The organism is Sphingomonas panacisoli (genome assembly GCF_007859635.1).
Lineage (GTDB): Bacteria > Pseudomonadota > Alphaproteobacteria > Sphingomonadales > Sphingomonadaceae > Sphingomonas > Sphingomonas panacisoli.
This window is the reverse complement of sequence record NZ_CP042306.1, coordinates 3045931-3069398: the sequence shown is the minus strand read 5'-3', so window position 1 is coordinate 3069398 and position 23468 is coordinate 3045931. Positions and strand designations below refer to the sequence as shown.

The window sequence follows — 23468 nt, the reverse complement described above, 5'->3', positions numbered from 1 at the left end:
ACTTCCCGCAGGCCCGTTAGGTGGGTTTCCAGGTCGGCTGGTTCCAGAGCGATCAGATCTGCGATGTGCCTTGTCGGCAATCCCGACGGACCGGCACGGACCAACGCACGGAAAATCCTAAGGCGATGGACGTCGGTGAGTGCGGAAAAAGCGTGGGTGGCTGCGGCGATCCGCATCGACTCCAGATCGCGGGATGTGCTCGGCATCTGATGTTTACTCTAACGACTACACATCGCCGCCAAAAGCACGCGGCGATGGTTCGACTAACCGGTTTTCCCGGGGATGCGCAATCGCCCTTCGCTCACCAATTTTGCTCAACAGTCGATCAAGGGCGCAGGAGACCCAAATCCGGGACTTCAAGCACCTCGGCCACACCGGCACTGAACGATGCGTGGCCGAGGCGCTTCGTCCGACAGGCGGCGGCACTTACGGCTACCGCTTGCCGGGCGAGGTGATCGACGCGGACCCGACGTGTTTGTCGTCCCTTCCGATGCCGGCAGAACACGCGTTCGATTGGATCGTTCCACTTAAGAAACATCTGATAACCAACGCTATAACCGACGATATATTGCACTTCGTCCGTCGCGTGGTCACGGTCATCCTGCTGAAGAGCGGCGTTAGATTCGCTCGTTAAAGGGGTCAGATGAGTATGCGTAAGTCCACGGTAGAACGGGCATTCGAAATAGCGCGCGAGGGCAATTGCCTGACCGTCCAGCAAATCCGAAAGCAACTGTCCGTAGAGGGCTACAGTGCGGTACAGGCACACCTTGCGGGCACGACGATCGTTCAGCAACTTCTGGCCGCGATGCGGGAATCGCCAGCCGTAGCCAGCGACGACCGGTAGATGCCGACTTCGGAACAGCGAGCCTATTACGCGAAGCGTGCTGCGGAATTGCGAAAAATGGCCGAGACCGCGAGTGATGGCGACATCCGAAAAACACTGCAAGAAATGGCAAGGTCGTATGAAACGCTGGTCGAAGAGGCCGACCGCATCGCGTCCATGAGAAAACGCGTTCCTCAGCTCGATACGCAAACGAAACGATAATCTGGACTGCTCAATAGGCAACAACAAATGCCGGGATACGCTGGCGCCAGCGAATAAAATAAATCATTTGTTTATTTTATCCAAGCATAATTGAAATATTATATCGACTCAATTTTTTTATTCGAAATTGTCTGCCATATAAACTCATCGAACCGATTTAATATCCAAAGATATATTGAAAGGCGTGATCGGGAATATTATAGAGAAATAGTATTCGGGCTTAAGTTCCGGTCGCCTTGAAAGCCGCCGCGCTTCCCCCACTTTGCGCGGCGGCTTTCTTGTACGGTGCGTCCTCGCCTCCGGCCGGATCCCTTTCAAGCGCGGCGCGATCGTCGGGCGTCGATCCAGGACGGGCTGCATCGCGCTGCCAAATCGCAAGCGACCGGCGGCTTCATCGCTCTTCGGTAAGGGTCAGGATCAGCGATAGCGGCAGCGATATGCAGCAATCTAGGATGAACGCGGCGGGCAGTCCGCCATAGGCCAGCATTGCCGTGAGGATCAGCTTGGCGAGCTTGCGCTGTCGGATCGAATAGCCACCGAGTTCCCTGACCAGGGACAGCGCGATCGTCGTAAGAATGGATTGGCCGGAACGTCGATCACGGCCGGCGGGCTCGGCGTACGGGGCGTGCGACACCTAGCTCGAACAAAACCCCAAGCACATCTCGCCTCCCCCATCGGAGGCCTAATTTAAGGCGCGATGTCGGCCGTGTCTTTATATCTGCCGTTATAGGACAGCAAAACAACAGATGACGACATCCCATGGAAGGACGATGGTCCGACATCTTGTGCTATAAAATAGTCTTCATCCTGGCCTAATCGAAGAAAATTATAACGCGGGCAATATATCGTATAACCATCGATATCTTGCCGTCTTTAAAACGTGCCGTCGATAATCGTGCACGACCTTAGTATTGGCGCGCGGCCAAGACTGGATCGACGTTGATCTGCATAACCATTGGAGGAGGGACTCGCATCATGTTCGCTTCCGCAATCTCGCGGTTACGGCATGGCGTGCCGGACTCCGATCTTGAGTCACTGATCGATCGCAAGGCCATCCCGGCATATGCCATCCTCATCCTGGGATTGGCGGGCGTGATCGTCGGCTTCTTCTACACTGGGTTCGCGCTGGCGACGGTCCGGCCATCCACGTTCGCCGGATTGGCGCTGATCATGATTTTCAGCGGCATGCTGGCGCGCCGCTATCAGCTCGGCCCGGTTGCCCCCGCGCTGGAAGGTCTGGGGTTCCTGTTGCTGTCGTCGGTCATCGCGGCACTGGCGACGATCCTGTTGTGCACGCTGAATGCGCCGTTGGTCGATGGGATGCTCGCCGATGCGGACAAGATGGTCGCGTTCGACGTGCCGCTTCAGCTGGCGTTTCTCAAAGCGCATCCCCGTATCGTTTCCACGATGCACTACATCTATCAGTCTTTCGGTTGGCAGCCGGCATTGGCGGTCGTCTTTCTTTCGATCACGCGCCAAAGCGAACGGTGCCGCCTGTTCGTCACCGCTTGGCTGATCGCCGTCGCGATATGCGTCTTGCTGAGCCCGCTATTTCCCGCGGTCGGTACGTTTTCGCATGCCGGTCTGCACGCCGGGCAGGTACCCAATTTGGCATCGAGCGCCCCTTGGCAAGTCGCCCATGCCATCGCCGGCATCCGCGACGGATCGATCCGTGTGGTGGACGATTCGATCGCATTTCTCGGGTTGATATCCTTTCCCAGCGTTCAGGCGGCGGGCGCGGTGCTGGTCGCTTGGGCATTCTGGCGGACGCCGATCCTCTGGCCGGTGTTCTTGGCATTGAATGCGGCAGTCGCGATCTCCGCGATCGTCATGGGCGCGCACTATCTGGTCGACATCCTGGCCGGTTTCGGCGTCGCGGCGCTGGCGATCGGCATGGCGAAAAACTGGGCCGCGCCGGCGCCTGCCAAATCGGTTATGCGGCTCGCCAGGGCCTGACCGCAACCGCATCGGAACCTTTACGCGACATCAACGCTTCGTCGCTATAGAGTGACGATCGAAGCGGGGGAACGCGCGCATGGATCAGCTGGACCGATTGCCCATCAGCCGCCATCTGTCGCTGCGCAGCCTGGCGCTGGTCAGCAAGCTCGAAGTCGGTTTGCCGCTGATCATGGGCTTATGGATCGTGGCGGTCAGCTTTGCGGTCGGCCTGCGGCTGGCCTTCGCGGCGACGCCGATCACGACGACGGCGGCCGCGATCAGCAATGTCCTGCCTTATCTGCTCGTCGTTACGGCTCCCGTAATAACGGTCTTCCTCGGCTTGCGGTCGTTCAAGCCCCAAACCCTCGTCGCCCAGCCTACGATCAGGCTGGCGCGGTTCGGCCGGTGGCGGCGAGTCGATGCGGTCACCGCACGGTCGCTGCCGCTGTTCGGCACCGGCGGTTTCATGGCGTCGCTGATGATCGGCATCCTGATCAACGTACCGTTCCGCACGTTCGAGTTCTTGAGCGGCCTGCCGGCGCTCGGCGGCATGGCGCCCGACTGGTTCCGCATGCTGTTCACCGTCATGTTCGTCGATCTGGTGTTCCTGTCGTGCCTGTATGGCTTCGCGTTCGTGCTGGCGCTACGCCACGTGCCGATCTTTCCGCGGTTCCTGGCTGGCGTGTGGGTGATCGACGTGATGATGCAGATCTGCATCGCGCGGGTGATGGCGCATGTCAGCAACCTGCCGCCCGAAGTCGCCGCGTCGCTGTCCGACATGCTGCAGGGCAATCTGAAGAAGGTGCTGATCAGCGTGACGCTGTGGCTGCCGTACCTGCTGCTGTCGCGCCGCGTGAACCTGACCTATCGGCTGCGCGTTCCGGCCTGATCCCGGCGGATCTCGACCAACAGCAACACAAGGGCGCCCGTCGCCGGGATGACGCTGATCGCCACGATTCGATAGAAATCGAACATCGACCCGAAGATGGCGATCGTGGATGCCGCCTCGCATGCCACGAATATCTGCATCGAGCGCCGATCGCGCGCGATGACAGCGATCGCGAAGGACAGCAGATCGGCGAGCAGGAAATACCGCTCGTGCATCTTCGGCAACAGGTAGGGGATCATCATCGCCGACAGCAACGCGATCCGCATCGTCCCGAGCGCCGACAGGCGCGCACGCGCGAACACCGCGACGTAGGCTAGCCCGGTCAGTGCGGCTGCGGCATAGCCGACCCAGAAGATCGCGAGCGGCTCCCTGGCGTGGAGCACGGCGATCACGGCCCATGGACTCGGCGCGGTGCCGATCGTGTTGAAATACGCGCCCTGCAGAACGTAGATCGTCGCCAGGTCGCTGGCGGGCCATCCCACGAGCCACGCCGGGAGCATGGCCAGCGCATAGACCGCCAGCGGGATCGGCCATTCGATCGGGCGAACGCGAAGCTGCACCAGGATGACCAGGATGAACGGCGCCAGGAAGACCGTCTGAAACTTGAAGGCCAGGCCGACTCCGAACCAGGTCAGCATTGCGCGCGGCCGCCCATCGGCCGCCGCCACGGTCGCCATTACGCACGGGGCGGCCCAATATCCGTCGCACTGGCCATAGATTATTCCATTGGCCACCACGCTGGGCAGCAGGACGACGAGCAAGGTGGCTTCGTTGACGAACGGGCGATGACCGATCGCGCGACGAACGGCCACGGCGCTTGCGAGTGCTCCCAATATCGACAGCGATTTGACGATCACCAGCTTGTTGGCGGTCACCAGCGACGCGGCCGACAGCAGGTAGAGATACGGCGGCGTATAGTTGCCGAACGGCGTCGCAAACGCGTGAATCCGGCCGTTTGTCCGGATATAGTCGATCCAAGGATAGATGAATTCGAGCAGGTCAGGGGCGACGATGCGCCAGCACACCGCGTAGAGCAGAACGATCGACGCCGAGATCTGTGCGGCGTCGCGGGGGTGGCCGCGTATCCAGTCCCGCATCCCCTGGACAGCCGGCGGTTCGCTCACGGCCGCTTCTGAGGAGCCGCCGCTCGATCCGAAACATGGATCACCGCCCATTTGTCGGCGTAAAGCCGGCGCCAGCCCGGCTCTTTGTCCAGAACGGCGACCAACGGATTGTTGGGGGGAAGGATCGTCCAGCCGAACCGCCAGCGTTCCTCGGCCTTGCGCCACGTCGGCACATCGCCATGTTCGATCTTGACATAGTTCGCGGTGAAGTCGTCGCCGTACATGTCGGATCGGCCGTCGATGAACGGCGCGATACCCTCGAACACCAGCAGCCCGCCGAAGCTATATTCGTTGAACACGGGCTGGCCGCGCAGCGCAGGCGGAATGTGGCGCATTGCGGTGACGGGTACGCCGTAGCTGTCTTCGCGATCGAACGGCGTCGCTAGTCGATAGGTTGCGGCTCCGACGAAGAGCAGCGCGGCGACGGCCAGCAACGGCGACAATTCGCGCCAATGGGTCCGGAGTTGCGGTAGGATCGCCGGGCGGGGGCGGTCGATCCCGTCCGACCAAGCGCGACCGAGCGGCTCCGCCAACAGGATGACGGCCAGCGTCACTAGCACCATCTGATTGCGAATGTGATCGAACGTGATGTGCAGCGCCACCAGCAGAATCAGCAGGCGCACGACCGGGATGCGCACCGGCCTGAAGAACAGGAAGAACAGCCCCGACAGAAGTAGAATTTCGAGTGCGGTCGCCCCGCCGAACCGCGCCGGTTGCCACTCGGCGATATAGGTCAACAGCGTCAGGTTGTTGACGTAGATCGGATAGAGCAATCCGCCGATCCCACCGGGCGTAAGCAACGCGGCGATCAGACACAGGATGCCGAACAGCCCCCAATCGCGGACCACCTTCCATCGGCTTGCAGCCGGCGCCGTGACGAGCGCTTCGAGACCGAACGCGCCGGCGAGTGCGAGCCCGAAGATGAAGCTGCCATGGGCGTTGGCCCAGACGAGCATCAACAACGCGAGTGCGAGCGGCGGAGCGCGATCACGCTCGCGCGCACGTATCAGCGCGATCAGCCAGGCCGCCAGGATCGGCAGCGCGATCAGATGCGGGCGGGCGAAAACCGATTGGGCAAGACCGATCGACAGATAGATCATCGTCAGGACGACGGCGCCAGGCCTTTGCCACCGCAACAGGTGCGCCGTGACGATCGCGTAGAGCGCGGCCATTGCCGTGCCGAACAGAAGGATAACACCTTTCCATCCGGCCCAGCACCATGCCGCATACATGGCGACTTCCGACAGCCATTCATGTGCTACCCACGGGTGGCCGCGCGCGGTGAAGGAAAAGGGGTCGGTTCGGGGAACGGTGCCATGCTCGACGATCCATGCACCGGTCGCAATGTGCCAGCCGGTGTCGCCATCGCCGAACGCCACCGACATGACGATAACGAACGCGAATGCCGCGAAGCTGACGGCAATCATTGTCACAGCACTGGAAAGGTCCGGACCGGCATTATTCGGCTCGGTCATGCCGCAGTCCCCCAAACCCGTCAGAATGGCCCCCGCCAATTGCGAATCATCATACGGGCCGATTCGCGCGCGCAAAGATAAAATCGTGCGAATTGTATAAAACGGACAGTTCAGCGCGAAGTCGTTGGATGAAAACGACATGGCGTTTTAACGATTAGACCAATGTCTACATAACCATGGTTATAACGCCTATAACCACTGTCCCGATCAGCAAACATTTCGAGCGAATCGGAAGAGCTGATTGAACGGGATCGAGTTGACGTTCTGCGAGATAAATCGCTGATATCAAACAATTAAATTTGATTAGGTTAACACACGTTAGCTCTAAGTGTCAGTAAATAAAGAGTAAATAAAGTGTTGTTGACTTGGTCGGTCGATCGGTTCCCTCTGACGATGCAATCCGGGGTGGATGGGGCATTTGGAGCATCGTTGCAGCCTCCAATATCGCCGGCGAAGGCCGGCGGTACTCGCTCTGACAGTCGTTCCGCGTGAGCAAAGGGCCGGAATTTTCCGGTGGGAAGTGGGGAATATTGCAATGACGATGATCAAGAACCTGTTGACCGACACCAGCGGCGCTTCGGCTGCCGAATATGCGCTGATCCTGGCGATCGTGGGCACCGGCATCGCCGTCGCCGCCTTCACGCTCGGCGGCTCGATCAGCAATGCCATGGGCAAGGCGTCGAACTGCATCAGCCGTACGCCGAACTCGTCGAACTGCTGATGTGACGGGGCGCCGTTCGCGGCGCCCCGCCATACGGGCCGGGTTGTTCCCGGCGAGGGAGGATTACCATGAAGATGATCAAGAACCTTTTGACCGATACGAGCGGGGCTTCGGCCGCCGAGTATGCGCTGATCCTGGCGATCGTGGGCACCGGCATCGCCGTCGCCGCGTTCACTCTGGGCGGCTCGATCGGCAACGCCATGAACAAGGCGTCGAACTGCATCACTGCGCCCAACACCACCAACGGCGCTTGCTGATGATCTGACGGGGCTGCGTTTCGGCGCGGCCCCGTTTCGTTTTTTTGTAGCGTCCGACCAATCCGGGGGGAGCGGTTAATGCGTGGCCAAGGGCTTATCATTCTGGGCGTCGCGATCCTGATCGGCCTCGCGGCGGTTTTCCTTGCCAACACCTATCTCGGCAAGGTCGAGGAGCGCCAGGCGACCGCCCCGCAAGGGATGGTAAAGGTCGCGGTGGCGCGCGTGCCGCTCGAATTCGGCACCGTCATCACCCCCGACAAGGTCAATCTGATAGACCTGCCGCAGGATGCGTTGCCGGAGGGTACCTTTTCGACCATTCCGCAGCTGCTGCCCGCGAACGGCAGCCGCGTCGCGTTGCGCCCGATGGCGGTCAACGAGCCGATCCTGCGCTCCAAGATTTCCGGCGAAGGCGGCCGCGCCGCGATCTCCGCCGTGCTCAAGCCGGACATGCGCGCCGCCGCCGTCCGCGTCAGCGACGTCGCCGGCGTCGGTGGCTTCGTATTGCCGGGCGACGTCGTCGATGTGCTCGTCACGCGCACGCCGATGAACAACAATGGCGGCGGTCAGATCACCGACATCCTTCTCCAGAAGATCCGCGTCATCGCGATCGATCAGGACGCGAGCGATTCCACCGACAAGCCGGTGGTTGGAAAGACCGCGACGCTCGAAGTGTCGCAGATCGATTCGCAGAAACTCGCGCTGGCGCAGCAGGTCGGCCAGATCAGTCTCGTGCTCGCCAATCCCGCCGCGGAGACCAACCCGTCGGTCGCGACCGTGAGCGTCGACGACTTGCGCGACGGTGCGTTCGTGAGCGTCAATTCGGATCGCGGATCGCGCTATCAGCCGCCGCCCGGCGGCGTGCCGATGGCGCCACGGGCGCCGCGTGTCGCCAAACGGCCTGCGCCCAAGGGCGACACCTCCACCATTCTCGTCGTGCGCGGGACTAAGGACAGCAGCTATGAGGTTCTTCGCTATGGCGCGCGCTAAGATGGGCTTGCCCAAGCGGGCGGTTGCGGGGTTGGTCGCGATCGCGACGTTGCTCGCATCGACCGTGCCGACCTATTCCCAAACGGCGGTCTCGGTGCCGAGCGCGGGCTTGCGGGCCGGACAGCTCGACGTGCCGATCAACAAGAGCCAGGTGCTCACCGCCGATCGTCCGTTCGCCAAGGCGTTGATTGGCAATTCGGAGATCGCCGACGTGCTGCCGTTGACCAATCGGTCGCTGTATGTGCTGGGCAAGAAGATCGGCACCACCAGCCTGACCCTCTACGACGCCAGGAACAATCTGATCTCGGTGATCGACGTCGCGGTCGGACCCGATGTCGTCACGTTGCGCAGCACGCTGCGCGACTTGATGCCGAACGAAAATATCGGCGCGCGCATTTCGGGCGATTCGGTGGTGCTGACAGGTACGGTGTCGAGCGGTCCCGCGGTCGATCGCGCGAAACAGATCGCGACGACCTACGCCGGCGACAAAGTGATCAACCTGCTCACCGTCGGCGCCTCGCAGCAAGTCATGCTGGAAGTGCGCTTCTCCGAAATGAACCGGACGGTGGCCAAGAATCTTGGCCTCAACACCGCATTCACCAACGGCAACGGGCTACGCAGTTTCCAGGGCGGGATCGGCAATACGGCGCCCAGCACCGCACTGCTGACCAATCAGAACGGCACGCCGACCGTCAATCTGTCCGGCGTGCTCGAAAGCTTCGGCGTGATCGCGAAGGGCGTTACGCTCGGTAATCTCAACATCTTCACCGCGCTCGACGCACTGGAGCGCAAGGGTGTGGTGACGACGCTGGCCGAACCGACGCTGGTCGCGCTGTCGGGCGATTCCGCCTCGTTCCTGGCCGGCGGCGAATTTCCCGTCCCCGTGGTTCAGGGCAATGGTGGCGGCGGCGGTTCGGGCAGCGGCGGCAATGCCGTAACCGTCGAATTCAAGCCGTTCGGCGTCAGCCTTGCCTTCACCCCGACGGTGCTCGACGACGGCGTGATCAACCTGGTCGTCGCGCCGGAAGTCAGTTCGATCGATCCGTCGGCCTCCATCAGCATAAACGGCCTCACGATCCCCGGCCTGCAGACTCGTCGCGCAAAGACGACACTCGAACTGCGCGACGGCCAATCGTTCGCGATCGCCGGGCTGCTCCGCAAGGATTTCCAGAGCACGGTCCGACAGTTTCCGATCCTGGGGTCGATCCCGATCATCGGCGCGCTGTTCCGTTCGACCGGCTTTCAGAAACAGGAAACCGAACTCGTGATCATCGTGACGCCTCGACTGGTGCGCCCGGTTCCGGCCGACCAGATGCGTCTGCCGACCGATCGCGTGCGGCCGCCGAGCGAACTCGACCTGTTCCTGAACGGCAGAACGGACAGTGCGGTCGGCAACAACCCGCTCGATCCGAACGCGCCCGCGAAGAATTCCTACCCGCCGAAACCGGAACCGGTCGTGCCGCCCGCCGGCGGCTTTTCCGGCCCCAACGGTTACGAGAGGAAGAGGTAGCTGATATGCGCGGCATCAAATCCACGATCGCTTTGGCAATGCTGGCCTCGTCGTCCGCGTGCGCCCCGGTCGATGCGACCTTCGGGGACGCGGTCAAGACCGACTATTCGCTGCAGGTGATCAATCCCGATCCCCGGCCGGCGGAGTCAGCGGTGCTGGAAGGCGGGTCGGGCGACCGTGCGGCATCCGCGAACGAACGCTATCGCAAGGGCGAGACCAAGCAGCCCCAATCGATCCAAACGACAGGCGGCGGTAAGGGTGGCGGAAGCGCCGGGTCGGGATCGAATTGAGATGCGCCGCGTCGCGCACCTTTGGCAATCGGACGATGGATCGGTCGCACCTGTCATCGCCATTGCGCTGTTCGCACTGATCGGTGCGGCGGGGGTCGGGTTCGACTATGCGCGACTGGCCGGGCTCGATACCGAGCTTCAGGACGCAGCCGACCATGCCGCGCTCTCCGCCGCCACGCAGCTCGACGGGCTGACCAACGCGCGCAGCCGCGCGACGGCGGCGGCGCAAGGGCTCGTGACCAATCTGGCACTGTTCGGCAATAGCGGGGCAACCGCGGTCAACCGGAACGTTACGGTCGCGACCGCCGGCGTGGTCTTCTATCAGGACAAGGCGAAGACGACGCTCGCTACGACGGACGCCAACGCCAAGTTCGTGCAGGTCACCGTCGATACCAAGAAAGCCTATTATGCGCTGACGCCGGTGGTGGGCGCGCTCAGTTCCGGCGACCTGTCCGGCCGGGCGTTTGCGGGCGTGGGTACGGCGATCTGCAAGGTCCCGCCGGTGATGTTCTGCAACCCGCAGGAAACGTCCGCGAACCTGCTGTTCAATGCCACGGCACTGATCGGCGTGGGTCTCAATCTCGTATCGGTCGGGAATGGCAATGGCGGCTGGGCGCCTGGCAATTTCGGCTACCTCAACACCGGCGGTGGCAGCAACGGCGCGGGGGGTCTGCGTGAGGCGTTAGGCTGGCTGAACCCGCCGGGAGATTGCCAGCAGGTGACCGGAGTCAGCACCAAACCGGGTGCCAATACGTCAGTCACCGACGCGCTCAATACGCGGTTCGACATCTACGATCAGGGCCAGAGCTGCCCGTCGGGCGGCACGTGTCCGCCCTCGGCGAACACCGTCAAGGACCTGATCCGCAAAACCAACGGCAACAACTCATGCACGCTAGGCAGTCAGGGCTGGCAGGAATCGAGCAATCCGTATCTGCCGGCGACGGCAACTGCGTTGACCAATGCGCAGATGCCCAGCGCGATGGGGTATCCGCGCGACATGTGCCACGCGGTCAGTGCCAACGGCTCATGTTCGGGCGGCCGGGTCGGCGACGGATCGTGGGACCGCAACGCCTATTTCTACGTCAACTACGGCTCGGCCTACGATTGGCGCGCGGCGATGACGGCTGCGGGCTATAACCCCAATACCGTCACGCGGTATCAAGTCTATAAATGGGAGCTCGCCAACCCGTCGCGCATTTCGACGCCCCGTGCGGTAGGCAGCATGAATTCTTACGGCACACCTGTGTGCTGGTCGGGGACGCCGGCAACGGGCATCACGCCTGGTGGATCGAACGTCGACCGCCGTCGGATATCGGCGGCGGTGGTCAATTGCACGGCCAGCGGCGTCAACGGCAACTCGACCAACGTGCCGGTCGTCAAATGGGTCGAGCTGTTCCTGGTCGAGCCATCGGTCAACCGGACCCGGACCAATCAGGGCGACATCTATGCCGAAATCATCGGTGAAACCACGGCGGGCGGCGCCGGCGCGACAGCGGGACAAGTGGTGCGCAAGGACGTGCCCTATCTGATCGAATGACTCACCCAAGCTCTTGTATGACGAGCGTATTGCGTTGCCGCCGGGGATCGGCGGCAGTGGAAATGGCGCTGATCGTGCCGGTCTTCCTGTTTCTGGCGTTCGGTGCGGTCGATCTGGGAAACTATTTTCTGTCCGAGCACGCCGTCGTCGTCGCGGTGCGCGACGGCGCGCGATACGCAGCGCGACGCTACCCGCTAGCCTGCACGGCAACCACCAACGACACTACCAGCACGACCGCCATGGAGGTCCGCAATCTGGTCCGGACCAACACGATCGCGAGCGGCGGCCAGATGCGGATCAACAACTGGAGTGATGCCAGCACGATCACCGTGGCGATCTCATGCAACACCAGTGGCACCTACAATACCGGCATCTATACCGGCGTCACGAACGGCGTACCGATCGTCACGGTCACTGCGAGCGTGCCCTATACGTCGTTGTTCAACGCGTTTGGCTTCACGACCGCCAGCGTCAATCTCAACGCTCAGGCGCAAGCTTCGGTGATGGGCGCATGAGGACACTTCGCGCTTTCTGGCGAGCGACGGACGCCTCGACGGCGGTCGAATTCGCGTTGCTGTCACCGCTTCTGCTGACGCTGATGATCGGAACGATCGATATCGGGCGGTATCTGTGGACGGTAAACCGCGCGCAAAAGGCGACCCAGATGGGCGCTCGCTGGGCGGTTGCGACCGATGTCGTGCCGTCGGGCCTCGCCACCTACGATTTCGCCGTCGCCGGCGGCATTCCGCAAGGCGATCCGATCCCGGCCAGTTCGTTCACCAGCGCGAAGTGCTCATCCACGTTGAGCGGTACGGTCACGTGCGTCTGCGTGCCAACGACGTGTCCCGGCGGATCGGGCGTCAACACCGCCGCCTTCAACAGAATCCTGTTTCAGATGCAGCAATATTATCCGGAGATCACTGCCGACAAGCTGAAGGTGAACTACGAGTATTCGGGACTCGGCTACGCCGGCGATCCGAACGGCATCCAGGTACAGCCGCTCGTCACCGTACAGCTCGTCGGCATGACCTTCGCACCAATCTTGTACCGCTTTTTCAGCAGTGGTTCGATCACGCTGAATACGACGTTCAGCAGTTCGCTGACCCTCGAAGACGGCAGCGGTCAGATTGCGAATTAGGAGTAACGGAGTGGAACTGGATTTGGGCGAATTTCCGACGACGGGCTGGATGATCAAGCGTTCCGACGCGATGATCGAACTGGTCCTTTCGCACGACGAAATCATGGCCGGCGAGTTCGGCGAAAGCGTCATCGCGGGCATGGCGATCGATACCAACGAACTTGGTGCCGAGGCCGATATCCCCGCGGAGATCGTCAAACGCGCGCGCGTGCTCATCGTCGAGGTGAAGCCGGAGAGTGCGGCCTCGCTACGCCGGCTGACCCGCCTGCACACCGAGAACCGGGCGCTCTCGATCATCGCCGCCGTCCGCGATCCGTCGATCGCCGCGATGCAGGCGCTGCTACGCGCCGGCATCAGCGATGTCGTCGCGCTGCCGCTTGCCCGGCGGGACGTCGAAGCCGCGCTCGACCGTATTCGCGGCGAGTTGGAGCAGACCGCCGCGGCCACCGCCGCCAAGGGCAAGACGGTGTCGATCATCAAAAGTGTCGGCGGGGTAGGCGCGACCGCACTGCTCACCCAAGCCGCCGCGCTTTATGCCCGGCGAGAAAGCGACCGGGGGCGTACGACCTGCCTGTTCGATCTCGACCTGCAGGGCGGTAATGCGGCGACGCATCTGGGTCTGGGGTCGGACCTGACGGTCAGCGACCTGCTCGACGCGGGCAAGCGACTGGACCCGGCCGTGTTGGCATCGGTCGCAACCGAGCATTCCTCGGGGCTCAACCTGTTCGCTGCGCCGACGGAGCTCATGCCGACCGATGCGGTGGGGACCGATCAGATTTGCGACATCGTCCATCTGGCATCGACGCAGTACGGCACGGTGTTTCTCGACCTGCCGAGCGACTGGACCAACTGGTCGCTGTCGCTTGTGGCACAGTCCGACATCGTATTCCTGGTGATCGAACTTTCGATCGCGAGCCTTCGCCAAGCGCAGCGGCAGCTCGCGCTGTTGGTCAAGCTGGGCGTCAACCCCGACGCAGTTCAGGTCGTCGTCAACCGCGTCGAAAAGCAGATGTTCAAGCAGATCAACTTGCGCGACGCGTCGGAGACGATCGGTCGCCCGATCGGGCTACGCGTCATCAGCGATTTCGCGCTGATGAACACGGCGCTCAATCGCGGCACCATGATCGGCGAGATCAAGAACAAGAGCGCGATCGGGCGTGACCTGGAGAAAATTCTCGACGCCATCGATATGCTGTTCGAGCGCGGTTGATGAGTGTCTGGCAGATCAAGCGGACCGGTGACTTGGCGGCGGCTCCTTCGCCAAAGGCCGCGCCGGTCGATCAGCCGGAACAGGAGATCGACCGCAACACGGCGCTGAAGGTCGAACTGCACCAACGTCTGCTCGATCTCATCAATCTGTCTGCGCTCGACGCCATGTCGCGCGAACAGATCCAGGCCGAGGTCGGCGAGATCGTCTACGAGCAATTGTCGTTGCAGAAGCACGCGCTCAATCTGGCCGAGCGGCAGCGGCTGGTCAGCGACATTCTTGACGAACTGCTTGGGCTGGGGCCGCTCGAGCCGCTGCTCAAGGATGAAACGATCACCGACATCCTGGTCAACGGCTACGATTCCGTGTTCGTCGAACGACGCGGCCGTCTCGAAACCTCGCCGGCGCGCTTCAAGGATGAACGGCACTTGTTGCGCATCATCCAGAAGATCGTCGCGGCGGTCGGACGGCGTGTCGATGAGGCGTCGCCGTACGTCGATGCCCGGCTGGCCGATGGATCGCGTGTCAACGCCATCATCCCGCCGCTCGCGGTCGACGGATCGCTGCTGTCGATCCGCAAGTTCGCGCGCGTGCCGATCGATATGGCGCGTCTCACCAGCCTGGGCAGCGTACCGGCAGTGGTGGCGGAAGTCCTCGAAGCTATTGTGGAAGCGCGACGCAACATTCTGATTTCGGGCGGCACGGGATCGGGCAAGACGACGTTGCTCAACGCCATGTCGGCGTACATCGACAATGCCGAGCGGATTGTAACGATCGAGGATTCGGCAGAACTGCAACTCCAGCAGGCGCACATCGCCCGGCTCGAAACCCGTCCGCCCAATATCGAGGGCAACGGTGAGGTCACGCAGCGCGATCTGTTGAAAAATGCGCTGCGCATGCGTCCCGACCGCATTATCGTCGGCGAAGTTCGCGCCGGCGAAGCGTTCGATATGCTGCAGGCGATGAACACCGGCCATGACGGGTCGATGACCACGGTCCATGCGAACACACCGCGCGACGCGCTGTCGCGTCTCGAACAGATGATCGGCATGAGCGGCATCGACATCGCGCCGCGTTCGGCACGAGCGCAGATCGCCTCTGCCATCAACGTCGTGATCCAGGTCGGTCGCCTTGCCGACGGCAACAGGCGGTTGCTCAGCGTGTCCGAACTGATCGGCATGGAGGGCGAGGTCGTCACCATGCAGGAGATCTTCCGGTTCAGGCTGACGGGCCGCGGCGATGGCGGCGAGGTACTCGGCCGGTTCGAAGCCACCGGTATCCGGCCGCATTTCATGCGCGAGCTCGAGGATCGCGGGATCAGCCTTCCCGCCGATATTTTCAATCCCAGCGCGGTGCTCGAATGATATCGACCACGACGATCCGCCTTATCGTGCTGGCGCTGATCTTCGCGGCGGTCGTACTTGCGATCGAGGGCGGCGTGCGCTGGTACCGCACCAATCGCACGGGCGCCCGGTCAATCAACAAGCGCCTGCGATTGATCGCGACCGGCCACGACCGGCCGGAAATCGTCGCGCGGTTGCGGCGCGACGCATGGGGCGACGGGATCGCGCTGCCCGGACCGCTGAGCGATATCGGGCATAAGCTCGACAACCTGCTGCGCGGTGCTTCGTTCGGCATGTCGCCAGGCCGGCTGTTCCTGTTGATGATCCTCGCGGTTGCGTTGCTGTTTACGGCGACGATCGTTTTTGCCTTTGCCGCCGGCCTGACGATCGGGTTCGGCACGGTATTGATGGCGGCATGCTTCGCCGGCGCCGCCGGGCTGGGGCTGCCGTTGATGATAATCGCGCGCCGCGCCGACCAGCGCCGCAAGAAGATGGCGGAGCAATTTCCGGTGGCGCTCGATATCTTCGTGCGCGGGTTGCGGGCCGGCCATCCGGTGGCGGCGGCGCTCGATCTGCTGACGCAGGAAATGAGCGATCCGATCGGTAGCGAATTCGGGCTCGTCACCGACGAAGTCGCCTATGGTGCCGACCTGCGCGACGCGCTGCACAACATGGCGAACCGGTGCGATCTGGAAGATCTGCGCATGTTCGTCGTATCACTGTCGGTCCAGAGCGAGACCGGTGGCAACCTGGCCGAAATCCTCGAAAACCTGTCGAAGGTCATTCGCGAGCGCGCCAGCATGGTGCTGATGGTTCGTGCGTTGAGCTCGGAGGGGCGGATGACCGCAACGATCCTGACGGCGTTGCCCGTTCTGGCGTTCGTTGCGTTGTTTTTGCTGAACCCCCAATTCTACCTTCAGGTCGCCGGCGATCCGGCATTCTCTATAGGGTTCGGCTTCCTGATCGCTCTGTACACGATCGGTTTCGTCATCATCCGACGTCTCGTGAATCTGAAGGTCTAGAACGATGTGGGAAGCCGCCCTTCAACAATTTCCGCGAATGGTCATTCTGGGCGGGTTGTTCGCCGTCGTCGTGTTGCTGGTCGTCGGCATATCCGCGGTCGTCACCGGACGAGCCGCGATACGCCGCCGGCTCAGCGAAGCATCCGTAAGCGGTCAGGGACGGGGCGCGGCCAGCTCGTTGCGGGCCGATGCGACGCCGGACGCGTGGTCGCGGATCGTCGATGCCGTGGAGAAACGCGGCGTATCGCTGCTCGATACGAACAACGCCACGATGGTCGCGCGGCTCGCCGCCGCAGGATACACGTCGCCGCAGGCACCTCGGATATTCACGCTCATCCGGATCGCCACGACCTTGGGCATGCCGATGATCCTGGTCGCGGCGACCGTGATCAACGGCGCCGCTCCCTCGATCTTCAAGCTCTATCTGTTCGGTGCGTTGCTTGCGCTGCTTGGCCTGTATCTGCCCAACCTGTGGGTGTCGGCGCGCGCATCGCGGCGTCAGGATCAGATCGTCAACGGCTTTCCCGACGCGCTCGACCTGATGCTGGTGTGCGTCGAAGCTGGCCTGGGTATGGAAGCAGCGTTCGACCGTGTCGGCCGCGAGATGTCGACTTCGCATCCGTTGGTCGCCAGTCTGCTGGCCAATACCGTTCTGGAGCTGCGCGCCGGTCGCGGCCGCGAGGATGCGCTGCGCCGAATGGGAGAGCGGGCCGGCGTCGATCAGATCAAGTCGTTCGCGACCCTTCTCATCCAGTCCAACAAACTGGGGTCGAGCATCGGACAGACCCTCAGAATCTACGCCACCGAAATGCGCGAACGCCGCAAGATGCTCGCGCAGGAAAAGGCCCATAAACTGCCCGTGCTGCTATCGATTCCGCTCGTCGCCTGTATGCTGCCGGTGATGATCGGCGTGCTCATGTTGCCGGCCGCGATCCGCGTCGTCCGACAGCTCCTGCCCATGATGTCAGGATGACAATGCGACGGCTTTTCATCAAACGCTTGGGGCTTTGCGGCGTCGTTATCGCAGCGTCCGGTTGTATGACGCAGGGCAGGATGACCCTGCCGGAGGGCGCGCGAATGGCGGCGAAGACGGACGTCACATTGGCGGCCGCTGCGCGTCTGTTGGCCGATCGTAACTACGGTCTCGCGATCGAAACGTATCGTCGCCTACTGGCGGTCGATCCGGAGAATGCGCGTGCGGTTCAGGGCCTGGCCACCGCATATGATCGTCTACAGCGCTACGACTTGAGCGACCGCTATTTCCAGCTGGCGCTCGCGCTCGCACCGCGCGACGCCGACATTTACGACGCTTATGCCGCCTCGCTTCGGATCCAAGGCAGGACTACCGATGCCGCGCTGCTCGATACCGACAAGCGCGTGATGTTGGCGGGCGATCCGTTGAATGAAAATCGCGAAAGGCAGGGTGCGCAGGGTCAGAGCGTCGCGGTCTTGGAAGTTCCTCAAACTGTCGCCGCCGGTAATGCTGCTGTTCCGGCAGCGGCGCCGATCACCGAGCCGACACGTACCGCCAGGTTGGAACGGTCTTCCGTGAGCGAGGTCAGGCTGTTTTTGCCGTTCGGCATCAGCACGCTATCGTACGGCGTTCGCACCGAGCCGTCCAAGTCATCGGCTCCGCCGGCAGCGGCGTTCCCGGTAGCGCCGCCGCCAGCACCGCTCGCCGTCCAGCCGACTGCGCCGCCGGCAACGTCGGTACCGGGCGCGGCCCAGCGGCGCGTTTTGCCGACTAAGGTGATCAACGCGTCTGGCGCCCAAGGGATCGCACGACGGATGAAGAGTTTCCTGAACAATCGCGGCTGGGCTGAGCTCGACGTCGGCGACAGCATGGCACGGCTGGGCTGCAGCAGGATCATTTTTCCCGTCGGCTCCGGCGACGAAGCGCGCCGCCTGGCGCGTGCGCTCCCGTTTCGGACACAGCTCTACGCGCTGTCGCAGGCAAATCGCGTTCAACTTCTCGTCGGCGGCAATGCGTTGGCGCTGGACGCGCGGCTGAAGCGGCGGAAGTGAAGACGTCCGTTTGGTTCCGACTGGCCGCGTCGGTCGCGGTCGCGACAGGAACGGCAGCGGTCGCCGCCCCGACGAGCGATCTTTCGTTGATAGCCGCGGCGATCCGATCCGGGCGGTTGATCCAGGCCGAACTCATGATCGCCAGGACGTCGCCATCGGCGGAATCGCCGGCGGTGGAACTGGATGTTTTGCGCGCGCAACTCGCCTTGGCACAGGGACGTGATCAGGATGCGCGGCGGGGTTTCGCGGCGCTCGCGTCGAACTTACCCGACGACTGCCGCATTCTCGTGGGCGGCGGCGTTGCCGATTCCAATCTGGGCAATGCCGATGCGGCGATCGGACGGCTCGAACGGGCTGTGACGCTTTGCGATCCCGACTGGCGGGCGTGGTCGGCTTTGGGCGCGGCATACGACGTCAAACAACGTTGGTTGGACAGCGGCCACGCCTATGCCAAGGCGATGGAAGTCGGTGGCGTGCGACCGGGGTTGCTCAACGATGCCGCCACCTCTCTTATCAAGCAACGCCGGTTCGAGGAGGCGGAGAAGCTTTTGATAAGGGCGATCGCCGACGCGCCGGACGACGAACGGATCGCGAACAATATCGATATCGCAGCCGGATCGCTTGGTCGTATGCCGGTTCGCCGTCCGTCCGACAGTGCGTCTCGTTGGGCCGAACGTCTCAACAATGCGGGTTATGCGGCGATGCTTGAGGGGAGAACCGACGATGCGCGCCGCTGGCTGACGCAGTCGCTCATCGCGGACCCCATATATCAGTCGGTCGCGGCCGCTAACCTTGCCAAACTGGATACGCTCAAATGATGTCGCTGGGGAACCTCATTACGCTGGCGTTGTGCGTCATTCTGACATTTGCGGCCGCGGTGGACATATGGAAACTGAGAATCCCGAACGTTTTTCCGATCGCGATCATTCTGCTGTTCCCGGCGTGGGTCTACCATGCCGGATGGAGCACCTCCCTGTGGCAGAATTGGATCGTGTTCACCGTCGCCTTTCTGGGAGGGGCCGTCATATTTTCGAGAGGATGGCTAGGCGGCGGCGACGTTAAATTGCTCGCGGCCACCGCGTTATGGTTCGACTTCAAGGGCGCCGCGTCGCTGTTCCTGTTCGTCGCGATCGGCGGCGTTCTGTTGAGCATCGTGTTCGTCGTGTTGCGGCGTGTCATTCCGGCGCGGCTGGCCAGCGCGGACATTCCCAGTCTGAAGCCGCGCGGGCCGATACCCTATGGCGTGGCCATCGCCGGCGGGGCGGTGCTCGCCATCATCGGCGGTCAGATCAGCCCTCAAGCGCCCTGGTATCGCGAGATGCGGATAGCGGCCAACACCGATCACATGGTTTCGGCGGCCAGCATCATGATCAGCTGGGCGCGCGACTGAATGCCCAAGTGCGTGTAGATGCGGTGTAGGTGGAGTTTGACGGTACCCTCCGTCAGCCCGCACCTCTGCGCGATTTCCTTGTTGCGCAGCCCGTCTCCGACCAGGCGCACGATCTCTTCCTGTCGGCGGGTAAGGTTGTATTTGGGCAAAACCGGCACGGTCTGCGACGTAAGGCTGCGTCGCAGCGCGCTTTCCAGGATCGTCGGGTCGATCCATGTCTCGCCACGCGTCACCGCGTCGATGCAAGTCAACAAATTCGTGGGATCGCTGTGCTTCAAGACGATCCCGTTCACGCCGAGTTTCACCGCTTCCATCGTTTCGATCGGTTTCAGCCCGACGGTCAGAAAGATCACCGGCAGCCGATGTCCGTTCGATCTGATGGTCCGCAACAACTGAAGGCCGCCGCCTTCCGACATGCTGACATCGGTAATCAGGACCTCTACCGCCTCCTGCTCGATCATGTTCATGGCGGCCGACGGCGTTCGCGCCGTCAATGCGACATGATGGTCGTTGGTCTCAAGGAACTGGCGAAGGCCATCGAGAAAGATCGGATGGTCGTCAACGATCAGCAGGCGGGACATCGACGATCACCTCCAGGGGAATACGAATGGACAAGAGCACACCGCGTTCAATCGAATCCGCATAGGCTCGGCCGTTCAACGCTTTTAGGCGCCGCGTTAGGGAGCGCGATCTCACGCCTTCGATGTTCGACGCGCCTATGTCGGGCAGCAACGCCGACGCACCATCACTCTTAAGGGTGATGAACAGCTCGTCTTCCCGCTGCGCGGCTATAACCTCCACGCGCGATGACTTCGCGTGCTGGACGGCATTCGACACCGCCTCTCTGACGAGAAACTCGACCTCGACGGCGACGTCGGGCGATACCCACAGTGGCGCCGGATCGGCGCTGAGCGCGCAGGCAATGCCCCATTGGCGCGACAGCAGTTCCACCCGTTGCGTCAAATGACTGGCGAGATCGATCTTTTCACCGATCGGCAGGTTCGCGTCGGCGACCAGTTCACGCAGGCATGCTTGTTCGGCAGCGATAATGGATTGGAGCGATTCCAATCGTTCTGTGCGCGTTGCAACGGGGAGTTCGGTGTCCTTGATCAATGCCGCGACCTGCAGGCGGAGGCCAGCCAGTGTTTGCAATACACTGTCGTGCATATCGCGGCTCAGATCCAATCGAGCATTGGCGAATGCTCGCTCGCGCCAAGCTTCGAACATCAAATAGCGATCGAGCGTCGCACTCACCGCTCGCGACGCGCCGACAATCTGGTCCAGCGCCTGTTCTGAAATCCTGGGAATACCGAGAAGATAGATATAACCCTGCAGCGCGCTCGTACGGATCGGCAGGGCAGCGACGTTGCTTGGCTCGCCTTCTTCGATCGGCAGGAAAGCTAGGTCAATGGTGCGCACGCTCGCGCCAAACCAGGATTGCGCATCCACCAGGGCACGACTGCCCTTCGAATTCCAAATGAAGCCGTTGCCGCTCGTGTCTGGTGCAAGCATCTGTTCGAGGGTGGAGAGCTCGACATCTCCCTCCGACAGTTTCCCGGCGCTGAACCTATAGCATTCCGGCGCTCGATCGCCCTCTTGCTGCCAGCAAATCAACATGCTCGAGACGTCGAACCGCAGCGCGAGCTTCGCTGCGATATTCGCGATCGGCAACGCGCGCGCGTGTGCAGCGGTATCGAGTAGCTCGCCGTTCCAGCGATCCGCGATCCGCGCTCCCCATTGCGCCGCCTTGAAGGCCATTACGGCGGATGCCGTGCCGGTCACGAGCGTAAACTGCAGTCGCAGTACGTCGTCGCTGACGATGCCCAGCGTTGGGAATAGCGCGGCAAGTCTGTTATGAAACGCTATGATCGTCGCAAGCAGTAGATAATCGAGCGCCACCCAAAGAATATCCGAACGCCTGAGCGACACACCGAGTACAAACGTCACGAACGGAAGATAAATGGCGACGGTTTGCGGGTAGGCTGCAAGCGTCAGCAGACAGATCGCCTGATCGGCCATCGCCATGACCGCGCGCAGCCGTGCATCCAGTTTCCACGACACGACGCGACTTACGAAAGCGCATATCGAAACGATCAGGAAAGCGATGAGCGCAACGCGCGGTTGGAACGGCCAAGAACTGGAAGCTAGCATGCCTCCCCTCGAAGCGTTCAAAGCGATTAATGCGAGCAATATCCGCGTCGCATTCGCCGCGTCGCGCGACGTTACGCTTCCCAAATCCCTCGTCCAGAAACGCCGTACGCGGCCTTTGATCGGTGCCGGATCGTCCGAGATTTTGATCTGCTCGGCATTCATGGCGACATTTTGCCACGGTACACCGGCACTTGCTAACGCAATAAATTGCCCAACGGAATCGACCACTTGGCTATGTCCGTTCGATATCATCTGAGCCAAATGCGGCCCGGTCAGACGGTGAAGCTGGCTCAGTTGGCGTTCGGTTGCACGACATAGAGCAACTGCACACCTTGCTCGCGGGCCCACATGATTGCCGCTTGCACAGCCTCATCGTGGGTATGGCAGCAATTTCTCGTAATGGATTGCAATGACTTGCCATCGGCCGCGTGGACTGACGCGGTAAAACCCGCACTGCCGTTGGGAAGGCGATTGATCACGGCCCGATCGCTATCCGGCGAGGCCTGCGTGCGGCGATCGAGAAATTCGACACGCATGTCACGCTCCATGCATCCCGTACGGGAAGAGGGCCATATCGACGGCGACAAATCGCCGCGTCGCGAAAATGAGCCGCCGGCTACCGACCGGCGGCTCTGTCCCGTGCATGGGAGCCTCAGGCGTAGCGGACGTTTGCGCTCACCTTCTGGCGACGGCGCAGCATGGAGCCCATCGCCCCGAACCCGACGATCATCATCGCCCAGGTCGCCGGCTCCGGTACCGGAGGCGTCGCGTTCAGCACCAGCAAGGTCGCGGTCGAGGTAGACCCGCCACCGCTACCTTGCGCCAGCTTGAGGATGTCTACGTTGGTCGCGTTGATCTTGTAGAAGAAGGTCGCGCCGCCACCCTGGAAGCCATAGTGCACGCCGATATAGGCGACCCCATTCAACAGGGTCTGGAAATTGACGTCGAGGCCGCCGTTCAGGGGTCCCTTGATGTCGCCGGCCGCGACGCTGTTGTAGCTGAACGTAGGACCAGCATAGCCCAACGCGGTCAGAGCGGTGTTGATGGTGGCGTTGTCGCCGCTGTTGTTGCTCAACACGTTGCCGCTATACCCGCCGATGCACGAAATCACTGTCACGCCGGCTTGGGCTGCGATGTCGTCGCTGCAATCGCCGTTCAGCGTGGGTGCCGCGTATGCCGGGACGGCGATCGTCAGGGCGGCTATTCCAACCCCGGAAAAAAGATACTTGTTCACTGATACTCCCCTCTTGCGAATCGTCGTGAACAGTAAATTAACAGAAATCGTTGCTGAGTCCGACAGAATATTTTGGAAGCGAAGGTCGGCGTTATCTAAATTGATCTGATCTGAGACAATTGGATTTGTCGAGATATAAGATTATATCGAAGGATATATCTGGAATGGAGATTTCTTAATACAAT

25 protein-coding genes are annotated in these 23468 nt (G+C 61.9%); 17 read left to right on the top strand and 8 right to left on the bottom strand.

Features of this window, described 5'->3' with window-relative positions; all coding sequences use genetic code 11:
• Positions 1-325 precede the first annotated feature (325 nt).
• Entirely contained in the window at positions 326-1033 is a 708-nt protein-coding gene (locus FPZ24_RS15280) for a hypothetical protein (protein WP_146573413.1), read from the bottom strand.
• 403 nt (positions 1034-1436) lie between these two features.
• Entirely contained in the window at positions 1437-1679 is a 243-nt protein-coding gene (locus FPZ24_RS15275; RefSeq protein ID WP_146573410.1) for a hypothetical protein, read from the bottom strand.
• Between the two features lie 341 nt (positions 1680-2020).
• Here FPZ24_RS15275 and FPZ24_RS15270 point away from each other — a divergent pair, with 341 nt between their 5' ends.
• Positions 2021-3001 carry a phosphatase PAP2 family protein gene (locus tag FPZ24_RS15270; protein WP_146573408.1) on the top strand — a complete coding sequence of 327 codons (981 nt, stop codon included), beginning with the start codon at positions 2021-2023 and terminating at the stop codon, positions 2999-3001.
• 79 nt (positions 3002-3080) lie between these two features.
• Positions 3081-3872: a DUF2569 family protein gene (locus FPZ24_RS15265; RefSeq protein WP_146573406.1), complete on the top strand. Its 792-nt coding sequence runs from the start codon at positions 3081-3083 to the stop codon at positions 3870-3872.
• On the opposite strand, the gene FPZ24_RS15260 is transcribed toward FPZ24_RS15265, so the two are convergent.
• Both FPZ24_RS15260 and FPZ24_RS15255 read right to left on the bottom strand, forming a co-directional pair.
• Entirely contained in the window at positions 3848-4996 is a 1149-nt protein-coding gene (locus tag FPZ24_RS15260) for a hypothetical protein (protein ID WP_146573403.1), read from the bottom strand. The genes FPZ24_RS15265 and FPZ24_RS15260 overlap by 25 nt on opposite strands.
• Positions 4993-6471 carry a hypothetical protein gene (locus FPZ24_RS15255; RefSeq protein WP_146573401.1) on the bottom strand — a complete coding sequence of 493 codons (1479 nt, stop codon included), beginning with the start codon at positions 6469-6471 and terminating at the stop codon, positions 4993-4995. Before FPZ24_RS15255 ends, FPZ24_RS15260 begins: the two co-directional genes overlap by 4 nt.
• A gap of 535 nt (positions 6472-7006) precedes the next feature.
• Here FPZ24_RS15255 and FPZ24_RS15250 point away from each other — a divergent pair.
• The 15 genes from FPZ24_RS15250 to FPZ24_RS15180 all read left to right on the top strand — a co-directional run bounded on the left by FPZ24_RS15250 (position 7007) and on the right by FPZ24_RS15180 (position 19898).
• Positions 7007-7192, top strand: coding sequence for a Flp family type IVb pilin (locus tag FPZ24_RS15250; protein WP_146573399.1), 186 nt, complete (start codon positions 7007-7009; stop codon positions 7190-7192).
• A gap of 68 nt (positions 7193-7260) precedes the next feature.
• Entirely contained in the window at positions 7261-7449 is a 189-nt protein-coding gene (locus tag FPZ24_RS15245; RefSeq protein WP_146573397.1) for a Flp family type IVb pilin, read from the top strand.
• A gap of 78 nt (positions 7450-7527) precedes the next feature.
• The gene (gene cpaB, locus FPZ24_RS15240) at positions 7528-8436 is read left to right on the top strand and encodes a Flp pilus assembly protein CpaB (RefSeq protein ID WP_146573395.1); all 909 of its coding nucleotides are present in this window, start codon (positions 7528-7530) and stop codon (positions 8434-8436) included.
• Entirely contained in the window at positions 8408-9946 is a 1539-nt protein-coding gene (locus FPZ24_RS15235) for a type II and III secretion system protein family protein (RefSeq protein WP_240047509.1), read from the top strand. The genes cpaB and FPZ24_RS15235 overlap by 29 nt, the downstream gene beginning before the upstream one ends.
• 5 nt (positions 9947-9951) lie before the next feature.
• Positions 9952-10236, top strand: coding sequence for a hypothetical protein (locus FPZ24_RS15230; protein ID WP_146573393.1), 285 nt, complete (start codon positions 9952-9954; stop codon positions 10234-10236).
• 1 nt (position 10237) lies between these two features.
• Positions 10238-11773 (top strand): pilus assembly protein TadG-related protein, encoded by a 1536-nt coding sequence (locus FPZ24_RS15225; protein ID WP_146573391.1) that lies wholly within the window; start codon positions 10238-10240, stop codon positions 11771-11773.
• A gap of 17 nt (positions 11774-11790) precedes the next feature.
• A complete protein-coding gene (locus tag FPZ24_RS15220) occupies positions 11791-12288 on the top strand; it encodes a TadE/TadG family type IV pilus assembly protein (RefSeq protein WP_186728907.1) in 498 nt (165 codons plus the stop codon).
• A complete protein-coding gene (locus FPZ24_RS15215; RefSeq protein ID WP_146573387.1) occupies positions 12285-12911 on the top strand; it encodes a TadE/TadG family type IV pilus assembly protein in 627 nt (208 codons plus the stop codon). The genes FPZ24_RS15220 and FPZ24_RS15215 overlap by 4 nt, the downstream gene beginning before the upstream one ends.
• 10 nt (positions 12912-12921) lie before the next feature.
• A complete protein-coding gene (locus FPZ24_RS15210) occupies positions 12922-14121 on the top strand; it encodes a CpaE/TadZ family protein (protein WP_146573385.1) in 1200 nt (399 codons plus the stop codon).
• Entirely contained in the window at positions 14121-15482 is a 1362-nt protein-coding gene (locus tag FPZ24_RS15205; protein WP_146573383.1) for a TadA family conjugal transfer-associated ATPase, read from the top strand. The genes FPZ24_RS15210 and FPZ24_RS15205 overlap by 1 nt, the downstream gene beginning before the upstream one ends.
• On the top strand, positions 15479-16483 hold the full coding sequence (locus FPZ24_RS15200; protein ID WP_240047508.1) for a type II secretion system F family protein: 1005 nt from the start codon (positions 15479-15481) through the stop codon (positions 16481-16483). The genes FPZ24_RS15205 and FPZ24_RS15200 overlap by 4 nt, the downstream gene beginning before the upstream one ends.
• 37 nt (positions 16484-16520) lie before the next feature.
• Positions 16521-17456, top strand: a complete 936-nt coding sequence (locus FPZ24_RS15195) for a type II secretion system F family protein (protein WP_240047507.1) — start codon at positions 16521-16523, stop codon at positions 17454-17456.
• 104 nt (positions 17457-17560) lie between these two features.
• A complete protein-coding gene (locus FPZ24_RS15190) occupies positions 17561-18508 on the top strand; it encodes a LytR C-terminal domain-containing protein (RefSeq protein ID WP_186728905.1) in 948 nt (315 codons plus the stop codon).
• Positions 18505-19326: a tetratricopeptide repeat protein gene (locus FPZ24_RS15185; protein ID WP_146573377.1), complete on the top strand. Its 822-nt coding sequence runs from the start codon at positions 18505-18507 to the stop codon at positions 19324-19326. The genes FPZ24_RS15190 and FPZ24_RS15185 overlap by 4 nt, the downstream gene beginning before the upstream one ends.
• The gene (locus tag FPZ24_RS15180) at positions 19323-19898 is read left to right on the top strand and encodes an A24 family peptidase (RefSeq protein WP_146573374.1); all 576 of its coding nucleotides are present in this window, start codon (positions 19323-19325) and stop codon (positions 19896-19898) included. Before FPZ24_RS15185 ends, FPZ24_RS15180 begins: the two co-directional genes overlap by 4 nt.
• On the opposite strand, the gene FPZ24_RS15175 is transcribed toward FPZ24_RS15180, so the two are convergent.
• From FPZ24_RS15175 to FPZ24_RS15160, 4 genes are all read right to left on the bottom strand, one after another.
• Positions 19850-20479 (bottom strand): response regulator, encoded by a 630-nt coding sequence (locus FPZ24_RS15175; protein ID WP_146573372.1) that lies wholly within the window; start codon positions 20477-20479, stop codon positions 19850-19852. The genes FPZ24_RS15180 and FPZ24_RS15175 overlap by 49 nt on opposite strands.
• Complete coding sequence (locus tag FPZ24_RS15170) at positions 20457-22277, bottom strand: sensor histidine kinase (RefSeq protein WP_186728903.1); 1821 nt, start codon at positions 22275-22277, stop codon at positions 20457-20459. The genes FPZ24_RS15175 and FPZ24_RS15170 overlap by 23 nt, the downstream gene beginning before the upstream one ends.
• Before the next feature lie 62 nt (positions 22278-22339).
• Positions 22340-22585 (bottom strand): hypothetical protein, encoded by a 246-nt coding sequence (locus FPZ24_RS15165; protein ID WP_146573368.1) that lies wholly within the window; start codon positions 22583-22585, stop codon positions 22340-22342.
• Positions 22586-22701: 116 nt separating this feature from the next.
• Positions 22702-23283, bottom strand: coding sequence for a PEPxxWA-CTERM sorting domain-containing protein (locus FPZ24_RS15160; protein ID WP_186728901.1), 582 nt, complete (start codon positions 23281-23283; stop codon positions 22702-22704).
• Between the last annotated feature and the right edge of the window lie 185 nt (positions 23284-23468).